The 25,632-nt window shown below is 54.9% G+C and carries 20 protein-coding genes; 7 read left to right on the top strand and 13 right to left on the bottom strand.

The genetic code is table 11. From position 1 onward, the window contains the following. Nucleotides 1–23: 23 nt before the first annotated feature. The 5 genes from ACXKZD_RS08970 to pdeR all read left to right on the top strand — a co-directional run bounded on the left by ACXKZD_RS08970 (nucleotide 24) and on the right by pdeR (nucleotide 9,073). Nucleotides 24–2,327, top strand: a complete 2,304-nt coding sequence (locus tag ACXKZD_RS08970; protein WP_488982012.1) for an FdhF/YdeP family oxidoreductase — start codon at nucleotides 24–26, stop codon at nucleotides 2,325–2,327. Between the two features lie 112 nt (nucleotides 2,328–2,439). Beyond that, complete coding sequence (locus ACXKZD_RS08965) at nucleotides 2,440–4,374, top strand: exoribonuclease II (protein WP_488982011.1); 1,935 nt, start codon at nucleotides 2,440–2,442, stop codon at nucleotides 4,372–4,374. 201 nt (nucleotides 4,375–4,575) lie between these two features. Next, nucleotides 4,576–6,645 carry a carbon starvation CstA family protein gene (locus ACXKZD_RS08960; RefSeq protein WP_010244523.1) on the top strand — a complete coding sequence of 690 codons (2,070 nt, stop codon included), beginning with the start codon at nucleotides 4,576–4,578 and terminating at the stop codon, nucleotides 6,643–6,645. Further along, entirely contained in the window at nucleotides 6,638–6,928 is a 291-nt protein-coding gene (locus ACXKZD_RS08955) for a YbdD/YjiX family protein (RefSeq protein ID WP_033779088.1), read from the top strand. Before ACXKZD_RS08960 ends, ACXKZD_RS08955 begins: the two co-directional genes overlap by 8 nt. Nucleotides 6,929–7,087: 159 nt before the next feature. Next, nucleotides 7,088–9,073, top strand: a complete 1,986-nt coding sequence (gene pdeR / locus ACXKZD_RS08950; protein ID WP_010244518.1) for a cyclic di-GMP phosphodiesterase — start codon at nucleotides 7,088–7,090, stop codon at nucleotides 9,071–9,073. Nucleotides 9,074–9,085: 12 nt separating this feature from the next. Here the strand turns inward: pdeR and ACXKZD_RS08945 are convergent, their stop codons facing one another. The 3 genes from ACXKZD_RS08945 to araD form a co-directional block, all read right to left on the bottom strand. Further along, on the bottom strand, nucleotides 9,086–9,952 hold the full coding sequence (locus ACXKZD_RS08945; protein WP_003853843.1) for a crotonase/enoyl-CoA hydratase family protein: 867 nt from the start codon (nucleotides 9,950–9,952) through the stop codon (nucleotides 9,086–9,088). Between the two features lie 144 nt (nucleotides 9,953–10,096). Continuing rightward, entirely contained in the window at nucleotides 10,097–11,080 is a 984-nt protein-coding gene (gene kdgT / locus ACXKZD_RS08940) for a 2-keto-3-deoxygluconate transporter (protein ID WP_010244511.1), read from the bottom strand. A 218-nt stretch (nucleotides 11,081–11,298) separates the two neighbouring features. Next, the gene (araD, locus tag ACXKZD_RS08935) at nucleotides 11,299–11,997 is read right to left on the bottom strand and encodes an L-ribulose-5-phosphate 4-epimerase (RefSeq protein ID WP_010244508.1); all 699 of its coding nucleotides are present in this window, start codon (nucleotides 11,995–11,997) and stop codon (nucleotides 11,299–11,301) included. A gap of 347 nt (nucleotides 11,998–12,344) precedes the next feature. On the opposite strand from araD, the gene osmB reads away from it, so the two are divergent. Continuing rightward, on the top strand, nucleotides 12,345–12,560 hold the full coding sequence (gene osmB / locus ACXKZD_RS08930) for an osmotically-inducible lipoprotein OsmB (RefSeq protein WP_159226464.1): 216 nt from the start codon (nucleotides 12,345–12,347) through the stop codon (nucleotides 12,558–12,560). Between the two features lie 77 nt (nucleotides 12,561–12,637). Here the strand turns inward: osmB and yciH are convergent, their stop codons facing one another. The 5 genes from yciH to pgpB form a co-directional block, all read right to left on the bottom strand. Beyond that, nucleotides 12,638–12,961, bottom strand: coding sequence for a stress response translation initiation inhibitor YciH (gene yciH, locus ACXKZD_RS08925; protein WP_115758651.1), 324 nt, complete (start codon nucleotides 12,959–12,961; stop codon nucleotides 12,638–12,640). Then, the gene (gene pyrF / locus ACXKZD_RS08920; RefSeq protein WP_022625580.1) at nucleotides 12,961–13,680 is read right to left on the bottom strand and encodes an orotidine-5'-phosphate decarboxylase; all 720 of its coding nucleotides are present in this window, start codon (nucleotides 13,678–13,680) and stop codon (nucleotides 12,961–12,963) included. Before pyrF ends, yciH begins: the two co-directional genes overlap by 1 nt. A gap of 198 nt (nucleotides 13,681–13,878) precedes the next feature. Beyond that, complete coding sequence (gene lapB, locus ACXKZD_RS08915) at nucleotides 13,879–15,048, bottom strand: lipopolysaccharide assembly protein LapB (RefSeq protein WP_010244490.1); 1,170 nt, start codon at nucleotides 15,046–15,048, stop codon at nucleotides 13,879–13,881. Between the two features lie 6 nt (nucleotides 15,049–15,054). Beyond that, nucleotides 15,055–15,363: a LapA family protein gene (locus tag ACXKZD_RS08910; RefSeq protein ID WP_010670247.1), complete on the bottom strand. Its 309-nt coding sequence runs from the start codon at nucleotides 15,361–15,363 to the stop codon at nucleotides 15,055–15,057. A gap of 134 nt (nucleotides 15,364–15,497) precedes the next feature. Next, nucleotides 15,498–16,256: a phosphatidylglycerophosphatase B gene (gene pgpB, locus ACXKZD_RS08905; protein WP_060680299.1), complete on the bottom strand. Its 759-nt coding sequence runs from the start codon at nucleotides 16,254–16,256 to the stop codon at nucleotides 15,498–15,500. A 227-nt stretch (nucleotides 16,257–16,483) separates the two neighbouring features. Here pgpB and ribA point away from each other — a divergent pair, with 227 nt between their 5' ends. Further along, nucleotides 16,484–17,077 carry a GTP cyclohydrolase II gene (gene ribA, locus ACXKZD_RS08900; protein WP_010244482.1) on the top strand — a complete coding sequence of 198 codons (594 nt, stop codon included), beginning with the start codon at nucleotides 16,484–16,486 and terminating at the stop codon, nucleotides 17,075–17,077. Between the two features lie 343 nt (nucleotides 17,078–17,420). Here ribA and acnA read toward each other — a convergent pair whose 3' ends face one another. From acnA to topA, 5 genes are all read right to left on the bottom strand, one after another. After that, nucleotides 17,421–20,102 (bottom strand): aconitate hydratase AcnA, encoded by a 2,682-nt coding sequence (gene acnA, locus ACXKZD_RS08895; RefSeq protein WP_488982010.1) that lies wholly within the window; start codon nucleotides 20,100–20,102, stop codon nucleotides 17,421–17,423. 417 nt (nucleotides 20,103–20,519) lie between these two features. Next, the gene (locus ACXKZD_RS08890; protein WP_071778594.1) at nucleotides 20,520–20,699 is read right to left on the bottom strand and encodes a hypothetical protein; all 180 of its coding nucleotides are present in this window, start codon (nucleotides 20,697–20,699) and stop codon (nucleotides 20,520–20,522) included. A 4-nt stretch (nucleotides 20,700–20,703) separates the two neighbouring features. Continuing rightward, entirely contained in the window at nucleotides 20,704–20,862 is a 159-nt protein-coding gene (locus ACXKZD_RS08885) for a YmiA family putative membrane protein (protein WP_071778593.1), read from the bottom strand. Nucleotides 20,863–21,358: 496 nt separating this feature from the next. Next, the gene (cysB, locus tag ACXKZD_RS08880) at nucleotides 21,359–22,333 is read right to left on the bottom strand and encodes an HTH-type transcriptional regulator CysB (protein ID WP_003853865.1); all 975 of its coding nucleotides are present in this window, start codon (nucleotides 22,331–22,333) and stop codon (nucleotides 21,359–21,361) included. Between the two features lie 417 nt (nucleotides 22,334–22,750). After that, a complete protein-coding gene (gene topA, locus ACXKZD_RS08875; RefSeq protein ID WP_010244475.1) occupies nucleotides 22,751–25,375 on the bottom strand; it encodes a type I DNA topoisomerase in 2,625 nt (874 codons plus the stop codon). Between the last annotated feature and the right edge of the window lie 257 nt (nucleotides 25,376–25,632).

Below are 25,632 nucleotides of genomic sequence, written 5' to 3'. Positions count from 1 at the left end.
ACTATAAAAAGCCTGCACTCAATATGAAATTTAAACGCCAAATCAAACCCTATCGCGCGGCAGCGGGCGGCTGGGGTTCACTGGAAGCCACCACGCGTTTCGTTCTTGACAGCAAAGCGGCCCTGAAAAATATGCGCAACCTGATGCGCATGAACAAAGCACGCGGTTTTGACTGTCCAGGCTGCGCCTGGGGTGATGACAATAAAAGTACCTTCAGCTTCTGCGAGAATGGCGCCAAAGCGGTGACCTGGGAAGCGACACGCCGGATGGTCGACACCGACTTTTTCGCCAAACACAGCGTAACCACGCTCTATACCCAGAGTGACTACTTCCTGGAGTATCAGGGACGTCTGACCCATCCGCTGCGCTACAACGCGGAAACCGACCACTACGAGCCCATCAGCTGGGATGATGCGTTTGCGCTGATCGCGCAGCACATCAAGGCGATAGATCATCCGGATCAGATGGAGCTCTACACCTCCGGTCGCGCCAGCAATGAAGCCTCCTGGCTCTATCAGCTGTTTGGTCGCCTGATGGGGACCAATAACTTCCCTGACTGCTCCAATATGTGCCACGAAGCCAGCGGCACCGGCCTGAAGCGCAGCATTGGCGTCGGTAAAGGCACCATTCGTCTGGATGATTTCGACCACGCAGATGCCATTTTTGTCTTCGGTCAGAATCCCGGCACTAACCATCCGCGTATGCTGCACAGCCTGCGTCACGCTGCCGATCACGGTGCGAAAATCGTCACCTTTAATACCCTGCGTGAACGCGGTCTGGAACGTTTTGCCGATCCGCAGAAACCGCTGGAAGTGGTGACCTCGAAAGCGGGCAACATCAGCTCCTCCTATTATCAGCCGAACCTGGGCGGTGATATGGCAGCGGTGCGCGGCATGGTGAAATCCCTGCTGGAAACCCACCGCGCGCGTCTGGCGGCTGGTGAAAGCGGCCTGTTCGATCAGACCTTTATCAATGCTAAAACCAACGGCATTGAGGCGTATCTCGACGCCGTGGATAACACCAGCTGGATGCAGATTGTGGCGCAGTCGGGCCTGACGCAGGCGCAGATCCGTGAAGCCGCGGCGATCTACCAGAGCGCTGACCGGGTGATCTGTACCTGGGCGATGGGCATCACCCAGCACAAACACTCTGTCGACACGGTGCGCGAGATCACCAACCTGCAGTTGCTGTTTGGCCAGCTGGGTAAAAAAGGCGCAGGCCTCTGCCCGGTTCGTGGTCACAGTAATGTGCAGGGCAACCGCACCATGGGCATCGATGAGAAACCGGCGAAAGCCTTCCTGGATGCGCTGGGGAATCATTTCAATTTCGAGCCCCCGCGTGCGGCAGGCCACAACACCGTGGAAGCGCTGAACGCCATGCTGCGTGATGAAGTGAAAGTGCTGATCGCGCTGGGTGGCAACCTGGCGGCGGCCGCACCCGACTCACCGCGCACCGAAGAGGCGATGTCACGCTGTGGTCTGACCGTGCATATCAGCACCAAACTGAACCGCAGCCATCTGGTGCCGGGTCACGATGGGCTGATTCTGCCGACGCTGGGCCGCACCGAGCGCGATCTGCAGGCCACCGGCAATCAGTTTATTACCGTGGAAGACTCCTTCAGCATGGTGCACGCCTCTGAAGGGATCGGTATTCCGCTGGCGGAAACGCAGCGTTCAGAGACCTGGATTGTTGCCGGTATCGCCGAGGCGGTGCTGGGTGATGAAAAAGTGAAATGGCGCGAGCTGGCGGGTGATTACAACCTGATCCGTGAGCACATCGCCGCGACGATCCCGGGCTTTGCCGACTTTAACGCCAAATGTGATATCCCGGGCGGTTTCTATCTGGGCAACGCAGCAGCCGAGTTGCGCTTCAACACCCCGAGCCAGAAAGCGGAGTTCAACGCCTCAGCGCTGCCGACCTCACTGTTCCCGAATCTTGATCAGGACGTGCCTTTTACCCTGCAGACGCTGCGTTCGCACGACCAGTACAACACCACCATTTACGGCCTTGATGACCGTTACCGTGGCGTGTTTGGTCAGCGTGAAGTGGTGTTCATCAACCCGGACGATATGGCAGACCTGGGCTTTACCGAAGGCCAGAATGTCGATATCGAAACGCTGTGGAATGATGGCATTACCCGTCGCGTCAGCGGATTCAAACTGGTTCCCTACAATATTCCGCGCGGTAACCTGGCGGCCTATTATCCGGAAACCAACCCGCTGGTGCCGCTGAACAGCTTTGGTGATGACAGTGGCACACCGACCTCAAAATCGGTGCCGGTGAAGCTGGAACTCTCTGGGGCACTGGCCGATCAGCGCATCGCCTGACAGCCCTTTCACTCCCCCCTAAAAAGCCGGCTCGTCCGGCTTTTTGCCTTGCCGCGCGACGTCGATTCGCGTAAAACTGTCAGCCGCAATCAGCCAACGAAACGTAAAAATTATGTTCCAGGATAACCCGCTGCTCGCGCAGCTGAAAGAGAAGCTCCATTCGCAAACGCCTCGTGCTGAAGGCGTCGTAAAAGGCACTGAAAAAGGCTTCGGCTTTCTGGAAGTCGATGCGCAAAAAAGTTACTTCATTCCGCCACCGCAGATGAAGAAAGTGATGCACGGCGATCGTATCACCGCCGTGATCCACAGCGATAAAGATCGCGAAAGCGCTGAGCCGGAAACCCTGGTTGAGCCGTTCCTGAGCCGCTTTGTTGGCCGGGTTCAGAAGAAAGACGATCGCCTGTCGATTGTGCCGGATCATCCCCTGCTGAAGGATGCGATCCAGTGTCGCCCTGCGCGCGATGTCAGCCATGAGTTTGAAAATGGTGACTGGGCCGTGGCGGAGATGCGTCGCCATCCGCTGAAAGGCGATCGCGGCTTTTATGCCGAACTCACCGATTTTATTGTCAAAGCTGATGACCATCTGGCGCCGTGGTGGGTGACGCTGTCGCGTCATAACCTTGAGCGTGAAGCGCCCGATGTCAGTTTTGGCGAGATGCTGGATGAAAATCTGACGCGTGAAGATCTGACCGCGCTGGATTTCGTTACCATCGACAGCGCCAGCACCCAGGATATGGATGATGCGCTCTTTGTGGAAGCCCTGGACGATGGCGCCCTGCGTCTGACCATCGCTATCGCCGACCCTACCGCCTATGTGCCGGAAGGCAGTCAGCTCGATAAGCTGGCGGCGCAGCGTGCGTTTACCAACTACCTGCCGGGCTTTAACATCCCGATGCTGCCGCGCGAACTCTCTGATGATGTCTGCTCGCTGCGTCCGAATGTGCGCCGTCCGGCCCTGGCCTGCCGCGTAACCGTGGCAGCCGATGGCAGCTTAGGTGATGACGTTGAGTTCTTTGCCGCCTGGATCGAATCCAAAGCCAAGCTGGCGTATGACGACGTCTCTGATTGGCTGGAAAACAGCGGCTCATGGCAGCCGGAAAGTGAGGAGATTGCTGAACAGATTCGCCTGCTGCATCGCCTCTGCCTGGCGCGCAGCGAATGGCGTCAGACCCACGCGCTGGTGTTTAAAGATCGCCCGGATTACCGCTTCCTGCTGGGTGAAAAAGGTGAAGTGCTGGAGATCGTGGCTGAACCGCGCCGCATCGCTAACCGCATTGTTGAAGAGTCTATGATTCTGGCCAACGTCTGCGCGGCGAAAGTGCTGCGTGACCGTCTCGGTTTTGGTATCTACAACGTCCATGCCGGTTTCGATGCCACCAATGCTGAACAGGCCGCGGCCGTGCTGGCCAACCATGGTATTACCGTGGATGCGCAGGCGATCACTACGCTGGAAGGTTTCCGCGTGCTGCGTCGTGAGCTTGATGCCCAGCCGACCCAGTTCCTCGACAGCCGGATCCGTCGCTTCCAGACCTTCGCTGAGATCAGCACCGAGCCTGGCCCGCACTTTGGCCTGGGACTTGAGGCTTACGCCACATGGACCTCACCGATTCGTAAGTTCGGCGACATGGTCAACCATCGTCTGCTGAAAGCGATTATTCGCGGTGAGCAGATCGCTCGTCCGGATGATGCGCTGACGGTGACGATGAGTGAGCGCCGCCGCCTGAACCGCATGGCGGAACGTGATGTTGGCGACTGGCTCTACGCCCGTTATCTGGCGCCGTTTGCAGCAACCGACCGTCGCTTCAGCGCCGAGATTATCGATGTGTCACGTGGTGGCATGCGTGTTCGCCTGCTGGAGTTTGGCGCGGTCGCCTTTATCCCGGCTCCGTTCATTCACTCGGTGCGTGATGAGCTGGTCTGCAGCCAGGAAAATGGCAGCGTTCAGATTAAAGGCGAAGTGGTTTACCGTGTGACCGATGTGATTGATGTCACCATCGCCGAAGTCCGCATGGAAACCCGCAGCGTCGTGGCGCGTCCCGCTGTCTGAGTAGTGACGTACTGAGCAGTCAATCGGGCGGGATAACTCCGGTTATCCCGTCTGTTTCCACCCCGCCCGCATTGCAAAAAAGTTAAATTTGTACCCCGCTTCACACTTCTCCACTGATTAACTTTCACTTACATTCCATTACATTAAGTTTGACTCGTTGTTTTCGATCGCTTTCCTCTCGGTCCTCACAAGGAGTTAGTCATGAAAAACGTCAAAACCAGTGCGATCTGGTTAGTGGTGGCGTTAATCGGCGCGGGCGCTTTCGCCATGCTGGCCCTCAGCCGCGGCGAACACGTCAACGCAGTCTGGCTGGTGATAGCCGCTGTCGCCTGTTACAGCATCGCTTATCGCTTCTACAGCCTGTTTATCGCCCGCAATATTTTCGAACTGGACGACCGCCGGATGACGCCTGCCGAGCGGCTGAGCGACGGGCTCGATTATGTCCCGACCAATAAATGGGTGCTGTTTGGCCACCACTTCGCGGCTATCGCCGGTGCCGGCCCGCTGGTGGGTCCGATTCTGGCCGCGCAGATGGGCTTTCTGCCTGGCACCATCTGGATCCTGGTTGGGGTGATGCTGGCGGGTGCGGTACAGGATTTCCTGATCCTGTTTATCTCAACCCGTCGTGATGGCCGTTCACTGGGCGAGATGGCGCGGCAGGAGCTGGGTGCGTTTGCCGGTGTGGTGACCATGCTCGGCGCGCTGGGCGTCATGATCATTATTCTGTCGGCGCTGGCGCTGGTGGTGGTCAAAGCGCTGGCGAACAGTCCGTGGGGACTGTTCACCATCGCGGCCACCATTCCGATTGCGCTGTTTATGGGCGTCTACATGCGCTTTATCCGGCCCGGTAAAATCGCCGAAGTTTCACTGATTGGCTTTGTGCTGATGATGGCAGCGATTATCTATGGCGGTGACGTAGCCCAGCATCCTTACTGGGGGCCCTTCTTTACCCTGAAAGGCACCTCACTGACCTGGGTGCTGGTGATCTACGGCTTTATTGCCTCCGTGCTGCCGGTCTGGCTGCTGCTGGCTCCGCGTGACTACCTTTCGACCTTTCTTAAAATCGGCGTGATTGTCGGGCTGGCGGTGGGGATTGTCTTTGCCATGCCAGAGATGAAAATGCCGGCGGTCACCAAATTTATCGACGGTACCGGCCCGGTCTTCTCCGGCGCGATGTTCCCGTTCCTGTTTATTACTATTGCCTGCGGCGCCATCTCCGGCTTCCATGCGCTGGTCTCCAGCGGCACCACGCCAAAACTGGTGGAGCGGGAAAGTCATATCCGCTTTATTGGCTATGGCGCGATGCTGATGGAATCCTTTGTGGCGATCATGGCGCTGATTTGTGCCTCAGTGCTCGATCCGGGCGTCTACTTTGCCATGAACTCCCCGGCTGCGCTGATTGGTACCACCGTTGAAAGCGCCTCTCAGGTGATCAACGGCTGGGGCTTTGTCGTCACGCCGGAAATGCTGAGCGGCATCGCCCGTGACGTGGGTGAAGGCTCGATCCTGTCCCGCGCAGGCGGCGCGCCAACCTTCGCGGTGGGGATGGCCCACATCATTACCGAGATCTTTAACAGCCGGGCGATGATGGCGTTCTGGTATCACTTCGCCATTCTGTTTGAAGCGCTGTTCATTCTGACGGCGGTCGATGCCGGTACCCGCGCCTGCCGCTTTATGGTGCAGGATCTGGCAGGCACCGTGGTGCCTTCTATGGCGAATAACCGCTCCTGGCTGGGCAATATGGCCGGCACGACCGTGGCGGTCGCGGGCTGGGGCTTCTTTGTCTATCAGGGCGTGGTCGATCCGCTCGGCGGCATTAACACTCTGTGGCCGCTGTTTGGTATCGGCAATCAGATGCTGGCGTCCATGGCGCTGATCCTCGGCACCGTGGTGCTGTTTAAAATGAAAAAGCAGCGTTACGCCTGGGTGACTATCCTGCCAACTGTCTGGCTGTTTATCACCTCGATGACTGCCGGCTGGCAGAAAATCTTCCATGAAAAACCGTCGATTGGCTTCCTGGCGCAGGCGAATAAGTTCCGCAAAGGGCTGGATGAAGGCGTGATCATCGCCCCGGCAAAAAGCGTGGCGGATATGCAGACCATCGTTTTCAGCAATCAGATTAACGCGGCCCTGTGCGCCTTCTTTATGCTGGTGGCGGTCACGATGCTGATCTCTGCGTTCTTTGTCATTCGCCGGGCGCTGCGCAGCGATCTTCCTACTACGCATGAGTCCGTTGTGACGCTGCGCAACAAGGAGGTGCGTCATGTCTGATGCTATTCATCAGTCCCGGCGTCCGCAGGGAGAGTGGCAGATTATCCGCTGCCAGCCTGCCGCCTCCCCACTGCCACAGACATTCAGCTGGCGGGGATTCTGGCGCGGCCTGCAACAGTGTTTTCGCTTAATGGTCGGGGTGCAGGATTATCAAAAATATCTGCAGCATATGCGACTCCATCATCCCGATCAGCCGCCGATGAATGAGCGCGATTTCCACCGTTACTGTCTGGATGCCCGCTTCCCCAGCCAGGCAGGCAAACTGGGTAAATGTCCCTGCTGACCGCACTAAACAGCCCCGCAATGTCGGGGCTTTTTTGTGCCATTCTTATCTGGATGGGAAAATATATTCGGTTTGCATCTTGTGCTGGCGTCAGATGATGAATACTGTTGCTAAAATAATGAGATAACGCCTGCAGAGCACTTCCCGGAGGAAGTTTCCATGACCGATGAACAAGGGCAAACGTTGTTGTACACCCTTTTCGGTACAACCAGCCCTCATTGGCGTCTGACCGCGGACAGCGATGCGTTGCATTTTGCCGAAGATGAGTCGTCACAAACTAATATCGCCCTGCCGTTAACCCCCGGCCAGGCAGCCATGATACGCGCGATGCCGGTCATCACTTCAAGCATCAATCTGACTATGACGCTGCAGGGCATTGATGTTCCGATGCATTTTGTCGGACGCAAAGTGAACCAGGCGACCTGGGCAGGAACCGCTTCTGCCTGGGGCGATACCTCAGCGGTCGCCCGCGACTTAACCCTGGGTCTTTCATTCGCCGAACAGGTGGTTTCTGAAGCCAACTCGGTGATTGTGATCCTCGATCAGCGCGGCAATATTCAGCGTTTTAACCGTCTTAGTGAAGAATATACCGGTCTGAATGAGCATGAGGTTATCGGCCGTAACGTCTTTCAGCTTTTTATGACCAAACAGGAGGCTTCTCAGTCACGACGCAACATTGCGGGCTTCTTCCGTGACGGCAACTCCTATGAGGTTGAGCGCTGGGTTAAAACCAAAAAAGGTCAGCGACTGTTTCTGTTTCGTAATAAGTTTGTTCACAGCGGCAGTGGCAAAAATGAAATTTTCCTCATCTGTTCTGGCACCGACATAACCGAGGAGCGACGCGCCCAGGAACGCCTGCGGGTGCTGGCAAACACCGATACGGTGACCGGATTGCCTAATCGCAACGCAATTCACCAACAGATTAGCCTGGCGCTGGAGCGATCTGAGCGCGATGAGACCGGCGTGGTCTACCTCGATCTCGATAATTTCAAAAAAGTGAACGACGCCTACGGTCATATGTTCGGCGATCAGTTACTGCAGGCGGTTTCACTGGCGATTCTTAGCTGTCTGGGTAAAGACCAGACTCTGGGCCGGCTGGGTGGCGATGAGTTTGTGGTGCTGGCTGAGCACACCAGCCAGGCTGCGCTGGAGGCGATGTCCTCACGCATTCTTGAGCGCCTGCGTCAGCCTTTCCGTATCGGACTGATCGAAGTGTACAGCGGCTGCTCTATCGGGATCGCTTTCGCGCCGCTGCACGGTGAAGATCGCGAGAGCCTTATTCGCAATGCTGACACCGCGATGTATCACGCCAAAGAGAACGGTCGTGGCAAGTTCTGTGTCTTCGCGGCAGAGATGAACCAGCGGGTCTTTGAGTACCTGTGGCTGGACACCAATCTGCGTAAAGCGCTGGAGCTGGATCACCTGCTGGTGCATTACCAGCCGAAAATCGACAGTGATGGTGAAGTCCGCAGTGCCGAAGCGCTGGTACGCTGGAACTCACCCGAGCGCGGCCTGGTCTCCCCTGCTGATTTCATTCCCTATGCCGAAGAGTCGGGACTGATTGTGCCGCTGGGACGCTGGGTCATGCTCAATGTGCTGAAACAGATTATCGTCTGGCGACAGCAGGGCATTTTTCTGCGCGTCGCCGTCAACGTGTCGGCACGTCAGCTGATTGATCAAAGCATCTATACTGACCTGAAACAGGCACTGCATGAGGCGAATATCACCGACTGTCCTATCGATATTGAGCTCACAGAAAGCTGCCTGATTGAGAATGAAGCTGAAGCCCTGCGGCTGATGAAGCAGTTTCAGGAGCTGGGCGCACAGGTTCATCTGGATGACTTCGGCACGGGTTACTCATCGCTTTCTCAGCTCGCACGTGTGCCGATCAATGCCATCAAGCTCGACCAAAGCTTTATCCGCGATATTAATAAACAGCCCGTCTCACAATCGCTGGTACGAGCTATTGTCGCCGTCGCCAAGGCGCTCGATTTGCAGGTGATTGCAGAGGGTATTGAGACCCCGGATGAAGAGAAGTTTGTCCTTAACAGTGGTGTCGATGGGCGTCAGGGCTACTACTACGCAAAACCAATGCCCGCGGAACAGTTTGGGCATTGGCTGGCTAAGCATCCTGCCCGCGTTTAACGCTAATTCAGATTAACCCGCTTTACGCAGTGATGCGCTGTGGCGGTTTTGTAACTGAACCAGGCGTTCCATGTAAGCAATGTCTTTAGGTTCGATGGTAAAGGCGTAATCGACCCAATCTTCGGTAATATCCATCAGCTCAGCGCGTGACAATTGCAGCACGCGCTGACGCGCTTTCAGCATAGCCCGCACGCCATTGAGTTTAGGACGTAACGTATCGATAAAGGTGCGGGTGGCGCGGTAACTGTCGCCAGGCTGGAAGACTTTATCCACCAGTCCGCGCGTTTCATACCACTCTGCGCTGTGGGACTCCCCTTCACAAATCAACTCCTCTGCCAGTTTCATGCCGGAACGACGCGCGACCAGTGAGTAGCCGCCCATGCCGGGAAACAGGTTAAAAGCAATTTCCGGAAAGCCCATCCGCGCGTTGTTTTGCGCCAGAATGAAGTGATGCGCCAGCGCCGCTTCGAATCCGCCGCCTAACGCACTGCCCTCAATCATCGCCAGCGTCACCGCGCCGGTATCAAATCCCCGTGCTGCCGAATGGATGCAGTCAACGCAGGCACGGGCATAGGCCCGCAGCGCCTCACGGCGGTTATTGCGAATGCACTCGACAAAGAAGCGCAGATCGCCACCGGCGTTGAACATCTGTGGCACCAGAGAGCCGGTAACCCAGAAGTCGATCGGCAGACCGGAACGCTGAGCGGCGTAGCTCAGATTCATGATCTCCTCAATCAGTTCATGGTTGAAGCTCGGACGGGGCTGTGCACGCAACATCATCCACATAGTACGACGCCCTTCTTCGTAATAGGCGACTAACTGCGTGGTGTTGCCGACTTCGGTAAATAATCTGCACGTTGCTTGGTTAATAACTGTCATTGTCTCATCCTCTGTTTATATTTGATGCGTTAAATACGCCACATCAGCGTAATGCAGAGTGAGGCCAGACCAAATGAGAGATTGATTTACAACACAAAATCCAGAGTGATCCCCGACTCGCGCGTCGGGGATTGATTAGGCGGGTTACTTAATAGCGGCACGCTGCTCCACGGCAACATGAAGACGCTTAACACGTTTTGAATAGATGGCCGTGATGATGGGCACCAGCACGGAGGTCACAATCACGGACGTTGCCACCAGCGCCGTGGCAGCAGGGGCAATCGGTTTAAACTGCGGCAGCATCTCGGCAATCAGCACCGGTGTCGCCACCGCTGCGCCTGCCGTACTGGATGCAGCTATGCCAGCCGTGCCATCCCCGCCCCCAATCAGTCGATCGGTCAGAATGAGTGGGATACCGGTAATAATGATCACCGACACGCCCAGCATGATGCCCAGCAGTCCGGTTTCCGCAATGACACCCAGGTTAATGGTGTTACCCAGAGCAAAGGCGAAGAAAGGAATCAGCGTATGGACCGCTTTTCCGAAGAAGTCGCGCAGCTCCGGATCAAGATTCCCTAATGCAAATCCCACAATAAACGGCAGGACCGCCCCCACAAACACGTGCGGCTCGAATGAGGCGATGCCGGCGGTGCCCAGGATAACCATGGTCATTAATGGCCCGGACTCCAGAGACATCAGCACAAACGCACCCGCCTCCTCTTTGGAACCATATTGCTGCATGATCGAGGCATAAAGGCCGCCATTGGTCATATCCATGGCAGCCACCAGCGCCAGCGTCGATAACCCGGCAAACATCCCTACTTCTACGCCATTCTCCGGCATCACCCGAGAGGCGATGGCAGCTACAACCCAGGCGACGGCAATCTTGGTAAGCACCAGCGTGCCCGATTTACGCAGTACCGTCCCGGTGGCGCTGAGTTTAATCGACGCGCCCATACAGAAAAACCAGACGGCCAGAATGGGCACCGTGCCGGTCATCAGGCCGTTGGTGAAAGAACCGAAATATTTCCCGGCGCCTGGAGAAAACGTATGACAGAGTGCGCCGATAAAGAGCGGAATGAGCATCATACCGCCCGGAATTTTGTCTATAGCACGTTTGATATGCATATGGATGTCACCTTTGCTATGCCAGAGGGTGGAGCAGGAAGTGCCCGAAGGCGATGCAAGCAAAGTAGTGACTTAAGGTAATCAAAACAGTGATCGCCTCGATAAAATGAAACGCTGTTTTATTTTTAATGACCTGTTGTTTTGATAACTATGATGGAGATCGCCATACCAGTCTCAGATGAGACTAAAAAAAACGGGACGCCGTGGCGTCCCGCTCGCTATTTTTGCCCGTACCAGGCGTTCTCGCCATGCTTTCGCAGGTAGTGCAGGTCAAGCAGTGTCTGGTTAATCGGCGGCAGATTAGCGGTCAGCTGCTGGCTGAACAGGCCCATATACGCCACCTCCTCCAGCACAACCGCGCTGTGCACCGCAGCATGAGCGTCTTTCCCCCAGGCAAACGGGCCATGAGAGTTGACCAGTACCGCCGGGATCGCCGAAGGAGACAACCCACGTTGCGCAAAAGTCTCGATAATTACCTCACCAGTGTTCCACTCGTAGTCGTGCTGAATCTCTTCATTGCGCATCGACCGGGTACAGGGGATCTCACCATAGAAGTCATCGGCGTGGGTGGTTCCCCAGGCAGGAATCGGTCGTCCTGCCTGGGCCCAGATGGTCGCATGCCGCGAATGGGTATGGACAATGCCACCCACCTCCGGCCAGGCGAGGTAAAGCGCGCGGTGCGTCGCCGTGTCCGATGAGGGGCGTTTATCCCCTTCCACCACGTCGCCACTCGCCAGATCGACCACGACCATGTCGTCGCGCTTCATCACTTCATAGCGCACGCCGGAAGGTTTAATCACCAGCAAACCCTGTTCGCGATCAACAGCGCTGACATTGCCCCAGGTGAAGGTCACCAGGTTGTATTTGGGTAGATCCAGATTCGCTTCCAGAACCTGTTGTTTCAGGTGTTCCAGCATCTATTTTCTCCTGCTGACAATCGTCCCTGAATTTTGCGGAGTCAGACGCGAAAGAGTTATGGAGCAAATGGCTATAAACGCAGAAGGAATGGCTGTGAATGCAAAAATGTGTCGTGATTTCAGAATTTTCTATCTTCGGAATTTAACCAGAACGCTTAGAATCCTCTCAGGCAATGCGTGGCCCTGTCGGGCTTGCATTGTGACTCTCTCGCTACAAACGGTTTGTCCATGGTGATCACATTTCCATGCCGACACGGATGCGGCAATGATGCGACACAAGCGGGCTGAGGAAATATCGGAGCTATACTAAGAGTGTTGCCTCTGTGAGCACATCAAAGGAGAAGTGTATGACAACAACAATGAAACGAATCACTGCCATTGTACTGGCAACCACGTTAGCTGTTGCACTGAGCGGCTGTTCTAACTGGTCTAAACGTGACCGCAACACCGCTATTGGCGCGGGCGCGGGTGCGATTGGGGGTTCAGTATTGACTAATGGTAGCGCACTCGGCACAGTCGGTGGCGCCGCTGTCGGTGGTATTATCGGTCATCAGGTCCACTAAAGACCTTATTAAAAGAATAATCGGCTACGCTAAGCATTTACACAACAATCGGGCTACTTCGGTAGCCCGATTTTTTTTCAGCCACCCGCCAGTTTGACCTTCATGCCTTTGGCTTCCAGCAGGCTTTTCAGTAAATCGCGCTTATCCCCCTGAATCTCGATAACACCCTCTTTCACCGAACCCCCGCAGCCGCACTTCTTTTTGAGTTCGGCCGCCAGCAGCGTCAATGCCGCGTCGTCCAGGTCGATACCGGTAATCAGGCAGACGCCTTTTCCCTTGCGACCACTGGTCTGGCGCTGGATGCGCACAATGCCATCCCCTTTTGGCCGCTCCTTCACCGGCTCCGGCTGGGTAATGCGCCCGCTGTCGGTTGAGTAAACCAGTGGATTATCCTTCGCCATTATTGTGTCTCCAGACTGTGCAGGATCGCCTGCAGAGTGGCGGCAGGATCAGCGGATTGGGTTATCGGACGCCCGATAACCATATAGTCCACGCCCGCCTGCTTCGCCTGCTCAGGTGTCATGATGCGACGCTGATCGCCTGCATCACTGCCTGCCGGGCGAATCCCCGGCGTGACCAGCGCAAACTCCTGACCTAAAACCTGTTTGAAGCGGACAGCCTCATGGGCGGAACAGACCACACCATCCAGCCCGCACGACAGTGTCAGCTTCGCCAGTCGCTCTGCCTGTTCGGCAGGAGAAAGCGTAATGCCCAGCCCTTTGAGATCCTCTGCATCCATACTGGTCAGTACAGTCACCGCAATGAGCAGGGGCGCCTCTTTACCAAAGGGAAGCAGCGCTTCACGCGCCGCGTTCATCATCCGTGCCCCGCCACTGGCATGAACGTTGACCATCCAGACCCCGAGATCGGCAGCGGCCGCCACGGCATGAGCGGTGGTGTTGGGAATATCGTGGAATTTAAGATCGAGGAAGATTTCAAAGCCGCGCTGCTGCAGAGTGTTAACCAGCGAGGGGCCAAATAGCGTAAACATCTCTTTGCCTACTTTAAGGCGGCAACTGCGGGGATCGATCTGGTCGACGAAACGCAGTGCGCTGTCGAGGTCATGATAATCCAGCGCTACCAGAATCGGCGAAGCGGTCACGTTGTGGGGTGAAGGCATGGCATTTCCTCTGCAACAGGCGCCCGCAGGCGCATTAGACAAACGGCAAGCATTCTACCTGCGGTGTCTGGCCATCACAATCGCCATTGCCCTTCTGCCTGGCAAATTCTGCTCTGTTGCTGAGGGCTGGAAGCTAACTCAACCTATAGTATGTTGTAACTATAGTGAGCTATTAATGGTGCGGCTGCAGCGGCCGGTTTACTGGCCGTCAAGGCCGCGGATAGGCTTAACCGAAGACCAGGTGCGGCAGGATGGGCAATGCCAGTAGAGTGCGTGGGCGGTAAAGCCACACTTCTGGCAGCGATAGCGCGGCTTGGTGCGGATCTGTTCGCCGACCATGTCACGCAACACCATCAGGCTCTCTTTCGCGCGGCCATCTTCCGCCTCATGCAGATTCAAATCCATCAGGCGGTGGAACACACGCATGGTAGGATGACGCTGCAGCTGACGGCTGATGTAATTCTGGGCCGCTTCGGGCCCCTGCTGCTGCTCAAGGATGTCAGACAGATAGAGCTCCGCCGCTGCGCCGGTGTTCTCTTCAACACAGCGATGAAGAAACTCTGACCAGGCGTCTGGCTGATTGAGCTGCTGGAAACAGGTCTCCAGCATCCCCAGCGTTTCACTCACCAGCTCTTTGTCCTGGTCCAGCACCCGCTGCAGATGGCCCACCGCTTTGGCGTAATCCCCTTTTTCCATCAGGATACGGCCCATCATGATCGAGATGCGTGCGCTGTTGCGATCGGCCGACTCCCCTTTCTTCAGCAGGCTCATGGCACGATCGAGATCGTCGCTGCTCATCGCCTGCAGAGCCAGTTCGCAGTAGAAGTGGGCTATTTCGCCTTTCTGCTTCTCTTTGCCAAGCTTAACCAGCCGTTCCGCAACCTCAATCGCCTGCTGCCAGTCGCTGGTTGCCTGGTGAATCAGCAGCAGCTGCTGCAGCGCACCCACCCGAAAGTCAGTTTCATCGGTGAGCTGCTTAAACATGTCTTCCGCGCGGTCATATAAGCCCGCCGCCATATAGTCGCGGCCCAGTTGCTGTACGGCGAGCAGTCGCTGCTCATAGCTCAGGGAGGCGCTTTCCATTAAAGCCTGATGGATGCGGATGGCGCGGTCGACTTCCCCGCGCGAACGGAACAGATTGCCCAGCGTCAGGTGTGCTTCAACCGTGCCGCTGTCCTCTTTGAGCATCTCAAGGAAGAGGTCGACCGCTTTGTCCTGCTGATTGGAGAGCAGGAAATTTACGCCAGCGACATATTCACGTGACAGTCGGTTGGCTTCCTGTTGCTTATCCTGATGCGCGCTGCGACGGCCCATATACCAGCCATACGCTGCCGCCACCGGCAGTAACAGAAACAGCAATTCATGCATCAGGGATTATTCCCGGCCAGCCGGAGAAGATGGCGTGGTCGCCAGGGTAGTACTCTGCTCGATTTGGGTCTGCATACGCTTAATTTTCCGGTTGGCATTCGCCAGGGAGACGCGGGTCCGTAACCAGAACAGACCGCAGATGATCCAGCCAAGCACGAAACCTGCGCCAAACAGGGATGCCAGTAAGGTCGAGATGCTGAACTCACCCTGCGCCAGCAGATAGTTAAATGTAATGACCTGATCGTTATGCGCACCCAGGGTGACGGAAATAATGAAAATGACCAGTACCACTAAAAAAATCAGCAAATATTTCACAGTGCATCCTGTTGTGAGGTTGTCGGGTAGAATTATGCCAAAACTCCAGCAAAAATGCTGCTCCCAGCAGCATCGGGCGGGTCGCTTTTACGCAGGCCCGTCTAATAATATGGGGTCTTACGGGTGAATTACAATCAGGGCTCCCGCTGCGCCACCTCTTTTTGCTCTTCCGGCGGCAGCGTCAGCGGGCCACAGAATCGCTGCGCCAGCCAGGTGGCAATGGTGACCAGTAGCCAGGAGAGTATGGTTGCCATCGCCAGATCCCGTGGCCAGTGCATGCCCAGCAGCAGACGACTCGCCATTACGCCGGTGGCCCACAGAAAGATCACCACCACGGTTTTATAGTGCCGACGCGGCCAGAGCAGACCCAATGCCAGCAGCGCCCAGCTGGCGGCAAACATAGTATGTCCCGACGGGAACGCGAAACCGGTTTCAAACGCCCAGTGCCGTTTCAGCCAGCCGGGGATCTGTGTCTCATCGGCAATCAATGAGGTTACCATCTCGCCACGCTGTTTGCGCTTCAGCTCGTAGAAGGTCTTTTCATCCAGCCCGTGATGCTGTTCCAGCCAGATCACATAGGGACGCGGCTCCTGAATCTGCTCTTTGATATAGGATTTGGTGTATTGCCCGGCCAGAATGGTGGCGTTCATGATCAGCAGCAGCAGGATGGCTGGCTTCAGCCGAAAGCGCAGGCACCAGAGCATCCAGGCACTCAGCACGACGCTGGTAACAATGCCCCAGGGGTTGGTGACGGTCTCGGTCATCCAGAAGAGACCTTTCAGCAGCGCATTGCTTTCGCCTGGTTGCCAGCGCCAGCCGCTGAGCCAGACCGCAACCGGCATGATCAGCAGCAGCAGCATTCCAAAGGTGGTACGACGTGAAATCTTAAACATCCTCTTCCCTTATCCCGGCGTCAAAAGAGAGCAATTGCATAACTTTAGCTTAAAAAAGAATAACATAACCATTGCCGATTGGATAATTGTGCTTTATCACTGCAATTGGTATCAGAGATTACCAGCCCGCTAGCGGGTTGTGGCACAATATTGCACGTTTGTCGGGCCACACTGGCCTGTGCACTATCATGATGATAGTGCATCCTCTGAAGGTTCTGGAGAGTCACATGCAGCTTAAACGGGTGGCAGAAGCCAAACTGCCCACGCCATGGGGAGATTTCCTGATGGTTGGTTTTGAAGAACTGGCAACCGGACATGACCACGTTGCACTGGTTTTTGGCGATATTAATGATAATGAGCCGGTACTGGCGCGCGTTCACTCTGAATGCCTGACCGGCGATGCACTCTTCAGCCTGCGTTGCGACTGTGGTTTTCAGCTGGAAGCCGCCCTCAATGCCATCGCAGAAGAAGGTCGCGGCGCACTGCTCTATCACCGTCAGGAAGGCCGTAACATCGGTCTGTTGAACAAAATCCGTGCCTATGCGTTGCAGGACAAAGGGTACGACACGGTAGAAGCGAACCATCAGCTGGGCTTTGCCGCCGATGAGCGCGACTTCACGCTGTGCGCCGATATGTTCAAACTGCTGGGCGTTAATGAAGTGCGACTGCTGACCAATAACCCGCGTAAAGTGGAGATCCTCAGCGAAGCCGGGATCAACATTGTTGAACGCGTGCCGCTGGTCGTGGGACGTAATCCAAAGAATGCGCACTATCTGGATACGAAAGCGGAAAAGATGGGGCATCTGCTGCCGAAGTCATAAATAAGCTGGGACTCACTGGCATCTGACCCTTGAAGAAGCCAAATCTGAGAGAATCCTGAAGCAACGGATTAGCTCAACGCGCAGGGTGCACGGTCAGAAGAGGAAAGCGTCCCGCCGCCCGGATAAAAACGCCGGGAGCGTTTTTGAACAACGCAAAGCGTTGGCCCGGTACGGGCGCACCTCAGGGATGAGGTGCGTAATTGCCCGGGCCGGGCATGTCATGGAGGACGGCTTTTGCGTCTTTCCGATCTGACCGTGTTCCCTGTGCAGTCACGGTCTCACAGCTTCTTATTACAGACGTTGTAAGCTACATAAAAAAAGCCGGGTTTCCCCGGCTTTCTTATCAGTCCAGCATATTGCGGATAACGTAGTGCAGGATGCCGTCATTGCGGTAATAGGTCAGCTCATTACCGGTATCAATGCGACAGCGGGTGTCCAGCTCTTCCTTACTGCCGTCAGCACGGGTCAGCGTCACTTTAACGCTGCAGCCAGGCGTCAGTGCCTGAAGGTTTTCCACGTCAATGCGCTCCTCACCGGTCAGCCCCAGACTTTTGCGGGTCACACCCTGCGGAAACTCCAGTGGCAGGATGCCCATCCCAATCAGGTTTGAGCGGTGAATACGCTCAAAAGATTCCGCAATTACTACCCTGACCCCCTGCAGACGTGGTCCTTTCGCCGCCCAGTCGCGACTTGAACCAGAGCCATACTCAAGACCCGCGATGACCGCCAGCGGCACGCCTTCCGCCTGATATTTCATTGCCGCATCATAGATGGCCAGCTGTTCGCCACTTGGGTAGTGTCGGGTATAACCGCCCTCCACGCCGGGTACCATCTCATTGCGGATACGGATGTTGGCGAACGTACCGCGCATCATCACTTCATGGTTACCGCGACGCGAACCATAGGAGTTAAAGTCTGTACGCTCCACGCCGTGTGACAGCAGATACCGTCCGGCCGGACTTTCCGCTTTGATGCTGCCCGCCGGTGAAATATGGTCAGTGGTGACCGAGTCGCCCAGCATGGCGAGCACTCGCGCACCGCGAATATCCTGCACCGGCTTAGGCTCTTTCTCCATATCGTCAAAGAAAGGCGACAGACGAATATAAGTCGATCCCTCATCCCAGTCGTAAGTCGCGGCTTCACTCACCTTAATCTCCTGCCACTCTGGCGTACCGTCGAAGACTTCAGCGTACTCTTTATGGAACATGTCGCTGGTGACCTGCTGCACGGCCGTAGCGATCTCTTCCGGCGAAGGCCAGATATCTTTCAGGTAGACCGGCAGGCCCTGACGATCGTGGCCCAGCGGCTCGGTCTGCAGGTTGATCTTCATGTTACCCGCCAGCGCATAGGCCACCACCAGCGGTGGCGACGCCAGCCAGTTGGTTTTAATCAGCGGATGAATACGGCCTTCAAAGTTGCGGTTGCCGGACAGCACAGCACCTACCGTAAGGTCGCCGGCTTTAATCGCAGACTCGATTTCATCTTTCAACGGGCCGGAGTTACCGATACAGGTGGTGCAGCCATAACCAACCAGATTGAAGCCCAGCTCGTCGAGATAGGAGGTCAGTTGCGCGACGGCCAGGTAATCTGAAACCACTTTAGAACCGGGTGCCAGCGAGGCTTTGACCCACGGCTGACGTTTCAGACCCCGCTCGACCGCTTTCTTCGCCAGTAAACCGGCTGCCATTAAGACGCTGGGGTTGGAGGTGTTAGTACAGGAGGTAATCGCACTGATCACCACCGCCCCATCGGTCAGCTTATGCGTCAGTCCGGTATCACTGTCGGTATACTCAATGATTTTATGGGGTTTCTGCGCCTGATTCACTTCCAGCTCGTTGCTGGCATCAAACGCGGCGGGCACATCGCCCAGCGACACCCGATCCTGCGGACGTTTTGGTCCCGCGAGACTCGATTCCACCTCGTTCATATCCAGCGCCAGAGTGCTGGTAAAACGCGGCTCATCGCCAGGATTGCGCCACAGCCCCTGCGCTTTGGCATAGGCTTCCACTAACGCTACCTGCTCGGCATCGCGTCCGGTCAGGGTCATGTAGCTCAGCGTGACGTCATCAACCGGGAAGAATCCGCAGGTCGCGCCATATTCCGGTGCCATATTGGCGATGGTTGCGCGGTCTGCCAGCGGCAGATCGGCCAGGCCATCACCGTAAAACTCAACGAATTTACCAACGACGCCGTGCTTACGCAGCATCTGGGTGACGGTTAACACGAGGTCGGTTGCCGTAATGCCGGCCCGCAATTTGCCGGTGAGTTTGAAACCCACCACATCCGGGATAAGCATTGAGACAGGCTGACCGAGCATGGCGGCTTCGGCTTCGATTCCCCCTACTCCCCACCCCAGCACGCCAAGCGCGTTGATCATGGTAGTGTGAGAGTCCGTACCGACCAGCGTATCGGGCCAGGCATACTCTTCACCATCAACGGTTTCATGCCAGATTGCCTTGCCGAGATATTCCAGGTTCACCTGATGGCAAATACCGGTTCCTGGTGGCACCACGCGGAATTTATCAAACGCCTTCTGGCCCCAGCGGAGAAAGACGTAGCGCTCATGGTTTCGCTCCATCTCCAGCCGGACGTTCTCTTCAAAGGCGTCATCATTACCAAAATGGTCGACAGTGACCGAGTGGTCGATAACCAGATCAACCGGTGACAGCGGATTGACTTTCGCCACATCGCCGCCTAGCCGATTCACTGCTTCTCGCATCGCAGCAAGGTCGACTACCGCAGGCACGCCAGTAAAGTCCTGCATTAATACACGGGCTGGCCGGTAGGCAATTTCACGATCGGCGTGGGCATCTTTTTGCCAGTCAACCAGCGCCTGGATGTCCTCCGTCGTAACAGAGTCACCATCCTGATAGCGCAGTAAATTTTCCAGCAGGACCTTGAGGGATTTTGGCAGGCGATCGATATTGCCAAGGTGTTGAGCAGCATGGGGAAGACTGAAGATGTGATATTTTTTGGTGTCGACCTGCAGTACTTCCTGACTCTGCTCGCGTAGGGTAGACGACATAGCTCCTCCTTTCATTCATGGTCTTTAAACCTCAGAGAGACAAAGGTTTATGTTAAAGATAGACCACAATTTCGTTAACGTTTTGATTACAACACAAATTGCTACAATCGATCGCAAACGAAAATGCCCCGTGAAGTCACGAGGCATCATGAAAAGGTGATTTTAATTCAAATTACAGGGTTATCCACACCGCCGCAGACCAGAACGCAAAGGAGAATGCATACGCGCTGAGCCAGGACATTTTAATAATATTCATTTGGTTCACTCCTTCGCCGGAATCGGGCGTAAAAGTTTTTGCGGTCACCTTATAGAAAGAGGCGACACCCTTTGGTCGTACAGGATGTGGTAAGGGCATTTATAGGCCCACCGGAAATTCCGGTTTTAAAAGAACAGTGACGAAGAAATGGTCTGACAACGTTATTTGTTTTTAGGGTCCAGAAACGACTCAATAAAAAGTCTCTGGTTATCACTCAAATCCCATGAATCGGGGATAGACACTTTTTCGTCCTTTGCAAGGGGTTCTTTTCCTTTACAGGAGACCGTCTTGTGCTGACCCGAGGTCAGGGAACGTTTATGGCTGAGTGTATTTGCCCACATGGCTTTAGCCCCAGATACGCCAAATCATTAACGCGACAACTACCCAAAACAGCGCAGAGGCAGCGAATACGGTTAACCAGGCTTTGCGACGAGTGTTGCCGGTACGCTCAACCTTGGTGCTTTTTGCCGGGAAACCCGGTTGTACAGTCAGTCGTGTATTCATAGTTTTTGATAATCACTCTCAACAAAATGATTGATAACATCGATTAAGATTTAGGAGGAATCCTAAACGCGTTAAGGCCAAAAATCCAGTTATTTTTATTGAGTACAACGATTAACGGTATTAATCAATGAGCTCAGGTAACGTAAGAAATCATTAATACCGGAACTAATATTTAATTAAAAAACCCGCTAAAAAATTTGAGTTAATTTAAAAACAGATCCACTCAAAACTATAGATAACACTTAAGAACCTTATGTTTACTGGCTTCCCACGTTAGCTCTTAACTGGAGTATGGGAATATTCCTGGCAAGCCGCAAAGTGACATAGTTAAAAATGTGTTGTAATTCGCATTTAAGAAAGCCCGATGAGGAAACATGTGATCAATGTTTCATTTACAAAAAAATCATAAAAACTTTTGAGTCTCATTTGGTGCTAAAGCCAGGAGACAAAAAAGGCTGCACCAGGCAGCCTTATGTTTACGCGGGGAGGTTAAATTCTATTTAAACGGCAGTTTGATATCTTTAAACATCGCTTCAATGTCTTCATTGGAGCGCAACGCAACCGCAGTATCTACCACATCGCGCGTCAGGTGCGGCGCAAAACGTTGGATAAAATCATACATATAGCTGCGCAGGAAGGTGCTGCGGCGGAATCCAATCTTAGTGGTGCTGTTGGTAAAGATATCGGCGGCTTCAATGCGAATCAGGTCAGGATCGGCCACCGGATCTACTGCCATGCTGGCGATAACACCAACCCCCAGGCCTAAGCGGACATAAGTTTTGATTACGTCGGCGTCGGTCGCGGTAAAGACGATGCGTGGCGTTAAACCTGCACGATTGAAAGCCGTATCCAGTTCTGAACGCCCGGTAAAGCCAAAGGTGTAGGTCACAAGGGGATATTCGGCCAGCTCCTCAATGGTGACCTGCCCTTTTCCTGCCAGCGGATGATCGGCAGTCACCACAATCGCCCGATTCCAGTGGTAGCACGGCAGCATGATTAAATCGTCATAGAGATGCAGGGCTTCGGTGGCGATGGCAAAATCTGCATTACCTTTGGAGACGGCTTCGGCGATCTGAGTTGGAGAACCCTGATGCATGTGCAAAGAGACGCGAGGATAGCGCTCAATAAATCCTTTGATCACACCAGGCAGCGCGTAGCGAGCCTGGGTGTGCGTGGTTGCGACATAGAGCGAGCCTTTATCAGGCCAGGTGTGTTCACCGGCTACCGATTTAATCGCATCCACTTTGGAGAGAACTTCTCGCGCTATACGGATGATCTCTTCCCCTGCAGGCGTGACCTGGGTGAGATGTTTACCGCTGCGGGCAAAGATTTGCACGCCCAGTTCATCTTCCAGCATACGCACCTGTTTACTGATGCCGGGTTGAGAGGTGTAGAGACCTTCCGCCGTCGAAGAGACGTTGAGATTGTGATTGACCACTTCAACGATATAGCGCAACTGCTGTAATTTCATATCTATTCCATCCCGGTAAGTTACAGAGTCGCATCCCCGGTTGACGTATAGTTGCGAGGGTAAAAAGATGCTATGCATCAGGAAAGGTCGGAAATGCTATAACAACTATATCAGTTTAAGTGAGAGAGTAGAACGGATTGATATAAGGCTCAGAAAAAGGCCAGCGAGCGCTGGCCTGAGTATGATGACAGAGTCGGGTCTGGCCTGCTTTGAGACCTGTCTTGCGCATAGAACCGGGGCAGATCGGAAAGTCGCTCAAGCCAATCCCTGGTCGCTCGGCCCGCGCCATCCATGGCGCGGGACGCTTTCCTCTTCTGCCCCGGTTCCCTGCGCACTGAGCTTATTCACTGCTACAGGATTCACTAAGCATAGACCCTGTCGGCAGAAAAAAGGCCAGCGAGCGCTGGCCTTCAGGGATTACTTTTTCGCTTCCTGCCATTTGCCATCTATATAGAAGGCGGACCAGCCGGTTGCCTTGCCCTCTTTTTCAGAGGAGACATACTGCTGTTTGGTCTTGCGGCTGAACCGCACCAGCGTTTTGTTGCCTTCCGGATCGGCTGCTGGCGCATCGGCCAGATATTTCAGCTTCTCAGGCAGACGATCTTTGAAGCGCTGAAGCTCTTCCACCAGCGGCGCACGCGTCTCGCGTGATTTCGGGAAGGTGTTGGCCGCGAGGAAGACGCCCGCCGCACCATCACGCAACACGAAGTAAGCATCTGACTTCTCACACGCCAGCTCTGGCAGCGGAACCGGATCCTCTTTCGGCGGAGCAACTTCACCACTACGCAGGATCTTGCGGGTGTTTTTGCACTCTTCATTGGTACACGCCATGTACTTACCAAAGCGTCCCATCTTCAGGTGCATCTCCGAACCACACTTCTCGCACTCCACCACCGGGCCGTCATAGCCTTTGATGCGGAATTCGCCCTTCTCAATCTCGTAACCATCACACTCCGGGTTATTACCACAGACATGCAGTTTACGTTCGTTATCGATCAGGTAGCTGTCCATGGCCGTGCCACACTTCTGGCAGCGACGACGGGCACGCAGGGCGTTGGTTTCAGCATCATCCCCTTCCAGAATATTGAGAACTTCATTTTCCGGGATCAGGTTGATGGTCTGTTTGCAGCGCTCTTTAGGCGGCAGCGCATAGCCGGAACAGCCCAGGAAGACGCCGGTACTGGCAGTTCGAATCCCCATCGGACGGCTACAGGTCGGACAGTCAATCGAGGTCAGCACCATCTGATTCGGCTGCATTCCGCCCTCTTCAGGATCTTTCTCAGCCAGTTCAAGCTGCTGGGTAAAATCGGTGAAGAAGTGGTCGAGTACCGCTTTCCATTGCGCCTGGTTATTGGCAACCTGATCAAGGTTGCTCTCCATGCGGGCGGTGAAATCATAATTCATCAGTTCGCGGAAGTTCTCTTCCAGACGATCGGTGACGATTTCACCCATTTTTTCCGCATAAAAACGGCGGTTTTCAACCCGTACGTAGCCACGATCCTGAATCGTCGAGGTAATGGCGGCGTAGGTGGATGGACGACCAATTCCGCGCTTCTCCAGCTCGCGCACCAGTGACGCTTCGCTGAAGCGCGCCGGTGGCTTGGTGAAGTGCTGACCGGGCAGCAGTTGCTGCAGGTCCAGAACATCACCCACGCTTACCGCAGGCAGCGTACGATCTTCATCATTCTTACGCAGCGCAGGCATCACTTTGGTCCAGCCGTCGAAACGCAGAATACGGCCTTTCGCTTTGAGCCGGAAATCACCGGCGGCGGCAGTAATGGTGCTGGAGTCATATTTTGCTGGTGTCATCTGACAGGCAACAAACTGACGCCAGATCAGCTGATAGAGTTTCTGCGCATCCGCTTCCATATCTTTCAGCTTTTCCGCCACCACTTCCACATCAGAAGGACGAATCGCTTCGTGCGCTTCCTGGGAGTTCTCTTTGCTGGCGTAAGTTATGGCGTTTTCAGGCAGATACTTTTTACCGAAATTGCTTTCGATATAGCCACGCGCCATGGCGACCGCATCCTGACTCAGGTTAGTCGAATCGGTACGCATATAAGTAATGTGGCCCGCTTCATACAGCCGCTGGGCCATCATCATGGTCTTCTTGACGCCAAAGCCGAGACGGGTGCTGGCAGCCTGCTGCAGTGTCGAGGTGATATAAGGCGCGCCCGGCTTGCTGCTGGTCGGCTTATCTTCACGATCCACGATCTCATAGCGCGCTTTTTCCAGCAGCGCGACGGCGGCATACGTCTCGTCGCGGTTGACCGGACGGAAGGCTTTATCGCCTTTGTGCGTCACGTCCATCGACAGCTCATCGCCTTTCGGCGTGGTCAGCGCGGCATTAACTTCCCAGTACTCTTCGGGAACAAAAGCTTTAATCTCACGTTCACGTTCCACCACCAGGCGAACGGCAACGGATTGCACACGTCCGGCAGAGAGACCACGAGCGATCTTTTTCCACAGCAGTGGCGAGACCATGTAGCCCACCACGCGGTCCATAAAGCGACGCGCCTGCTGAGCATTCACCCGATCAATATTCAGTTCGCCCGGCTTTTCAAACGCCTGACGAATCGCATTCTTGGTTATTTCGTTAAACACGACGCGGCTGAAGCGCGAGTCATCACCACCAATCACTTCCCGCAGGTGCCAGGCAATGGCTTCCCCTTCGCGGTCAAGGTCGGTTGCGAGATAGATGTGGTCAGCATTGGCGGCTAACGCCTTCAGTTCGGCGACCACTTTCTCTTTGCCGGGCAGAATCTGATAGTCCGCTTCCCAGCCGTGATAGGGGTCAACACCCATGCGGCTGACGAGTGCGGCCTTCTCATCTTTTTTAACTTTTTTGACTTTCTTGTCAGTCGAAGCGTCTTTGACTTTCTTATCTGTCGAGGCGTCAGCACTTTTCTTCGCGGTTGAACCACTGGTCGGCAGATCCCGGATATGACCCACGCTGGATTTAACCACGTAATCACTACCCAGGTATTTATTGATTGTTTTAGCCTTTGCCGGGGACTCAACAATAACGAGTGCTTTACCCATATTTACCTTTACCTAATGAAAACATCCTGCTTAACGGGAGAGGATTGGATGCCCAAAAACCCAATGGGTTCAATATTGCTGCGCCTGTTTAACATTTCAAGGCGGAGGGGTCAATCTCAGATCAGATGATGTGGCGTTATGCAACTGCATGATAAAGAGTGCTTTTTCTATCTGAACTCATCGCACATCCTGGTGCAAAATCCCTGAAATCGGAATCGCCCACACTCTACCTGATAAAATCTGTTACGCAACTTAAT

The organism is Pantoea sp. ABR1s (assembly GCF_057812235.1).
Note: the sequence above shows the minus strand (reverse complement) of the source record. Positions and strands in the feature narration are given on the sequence as shown.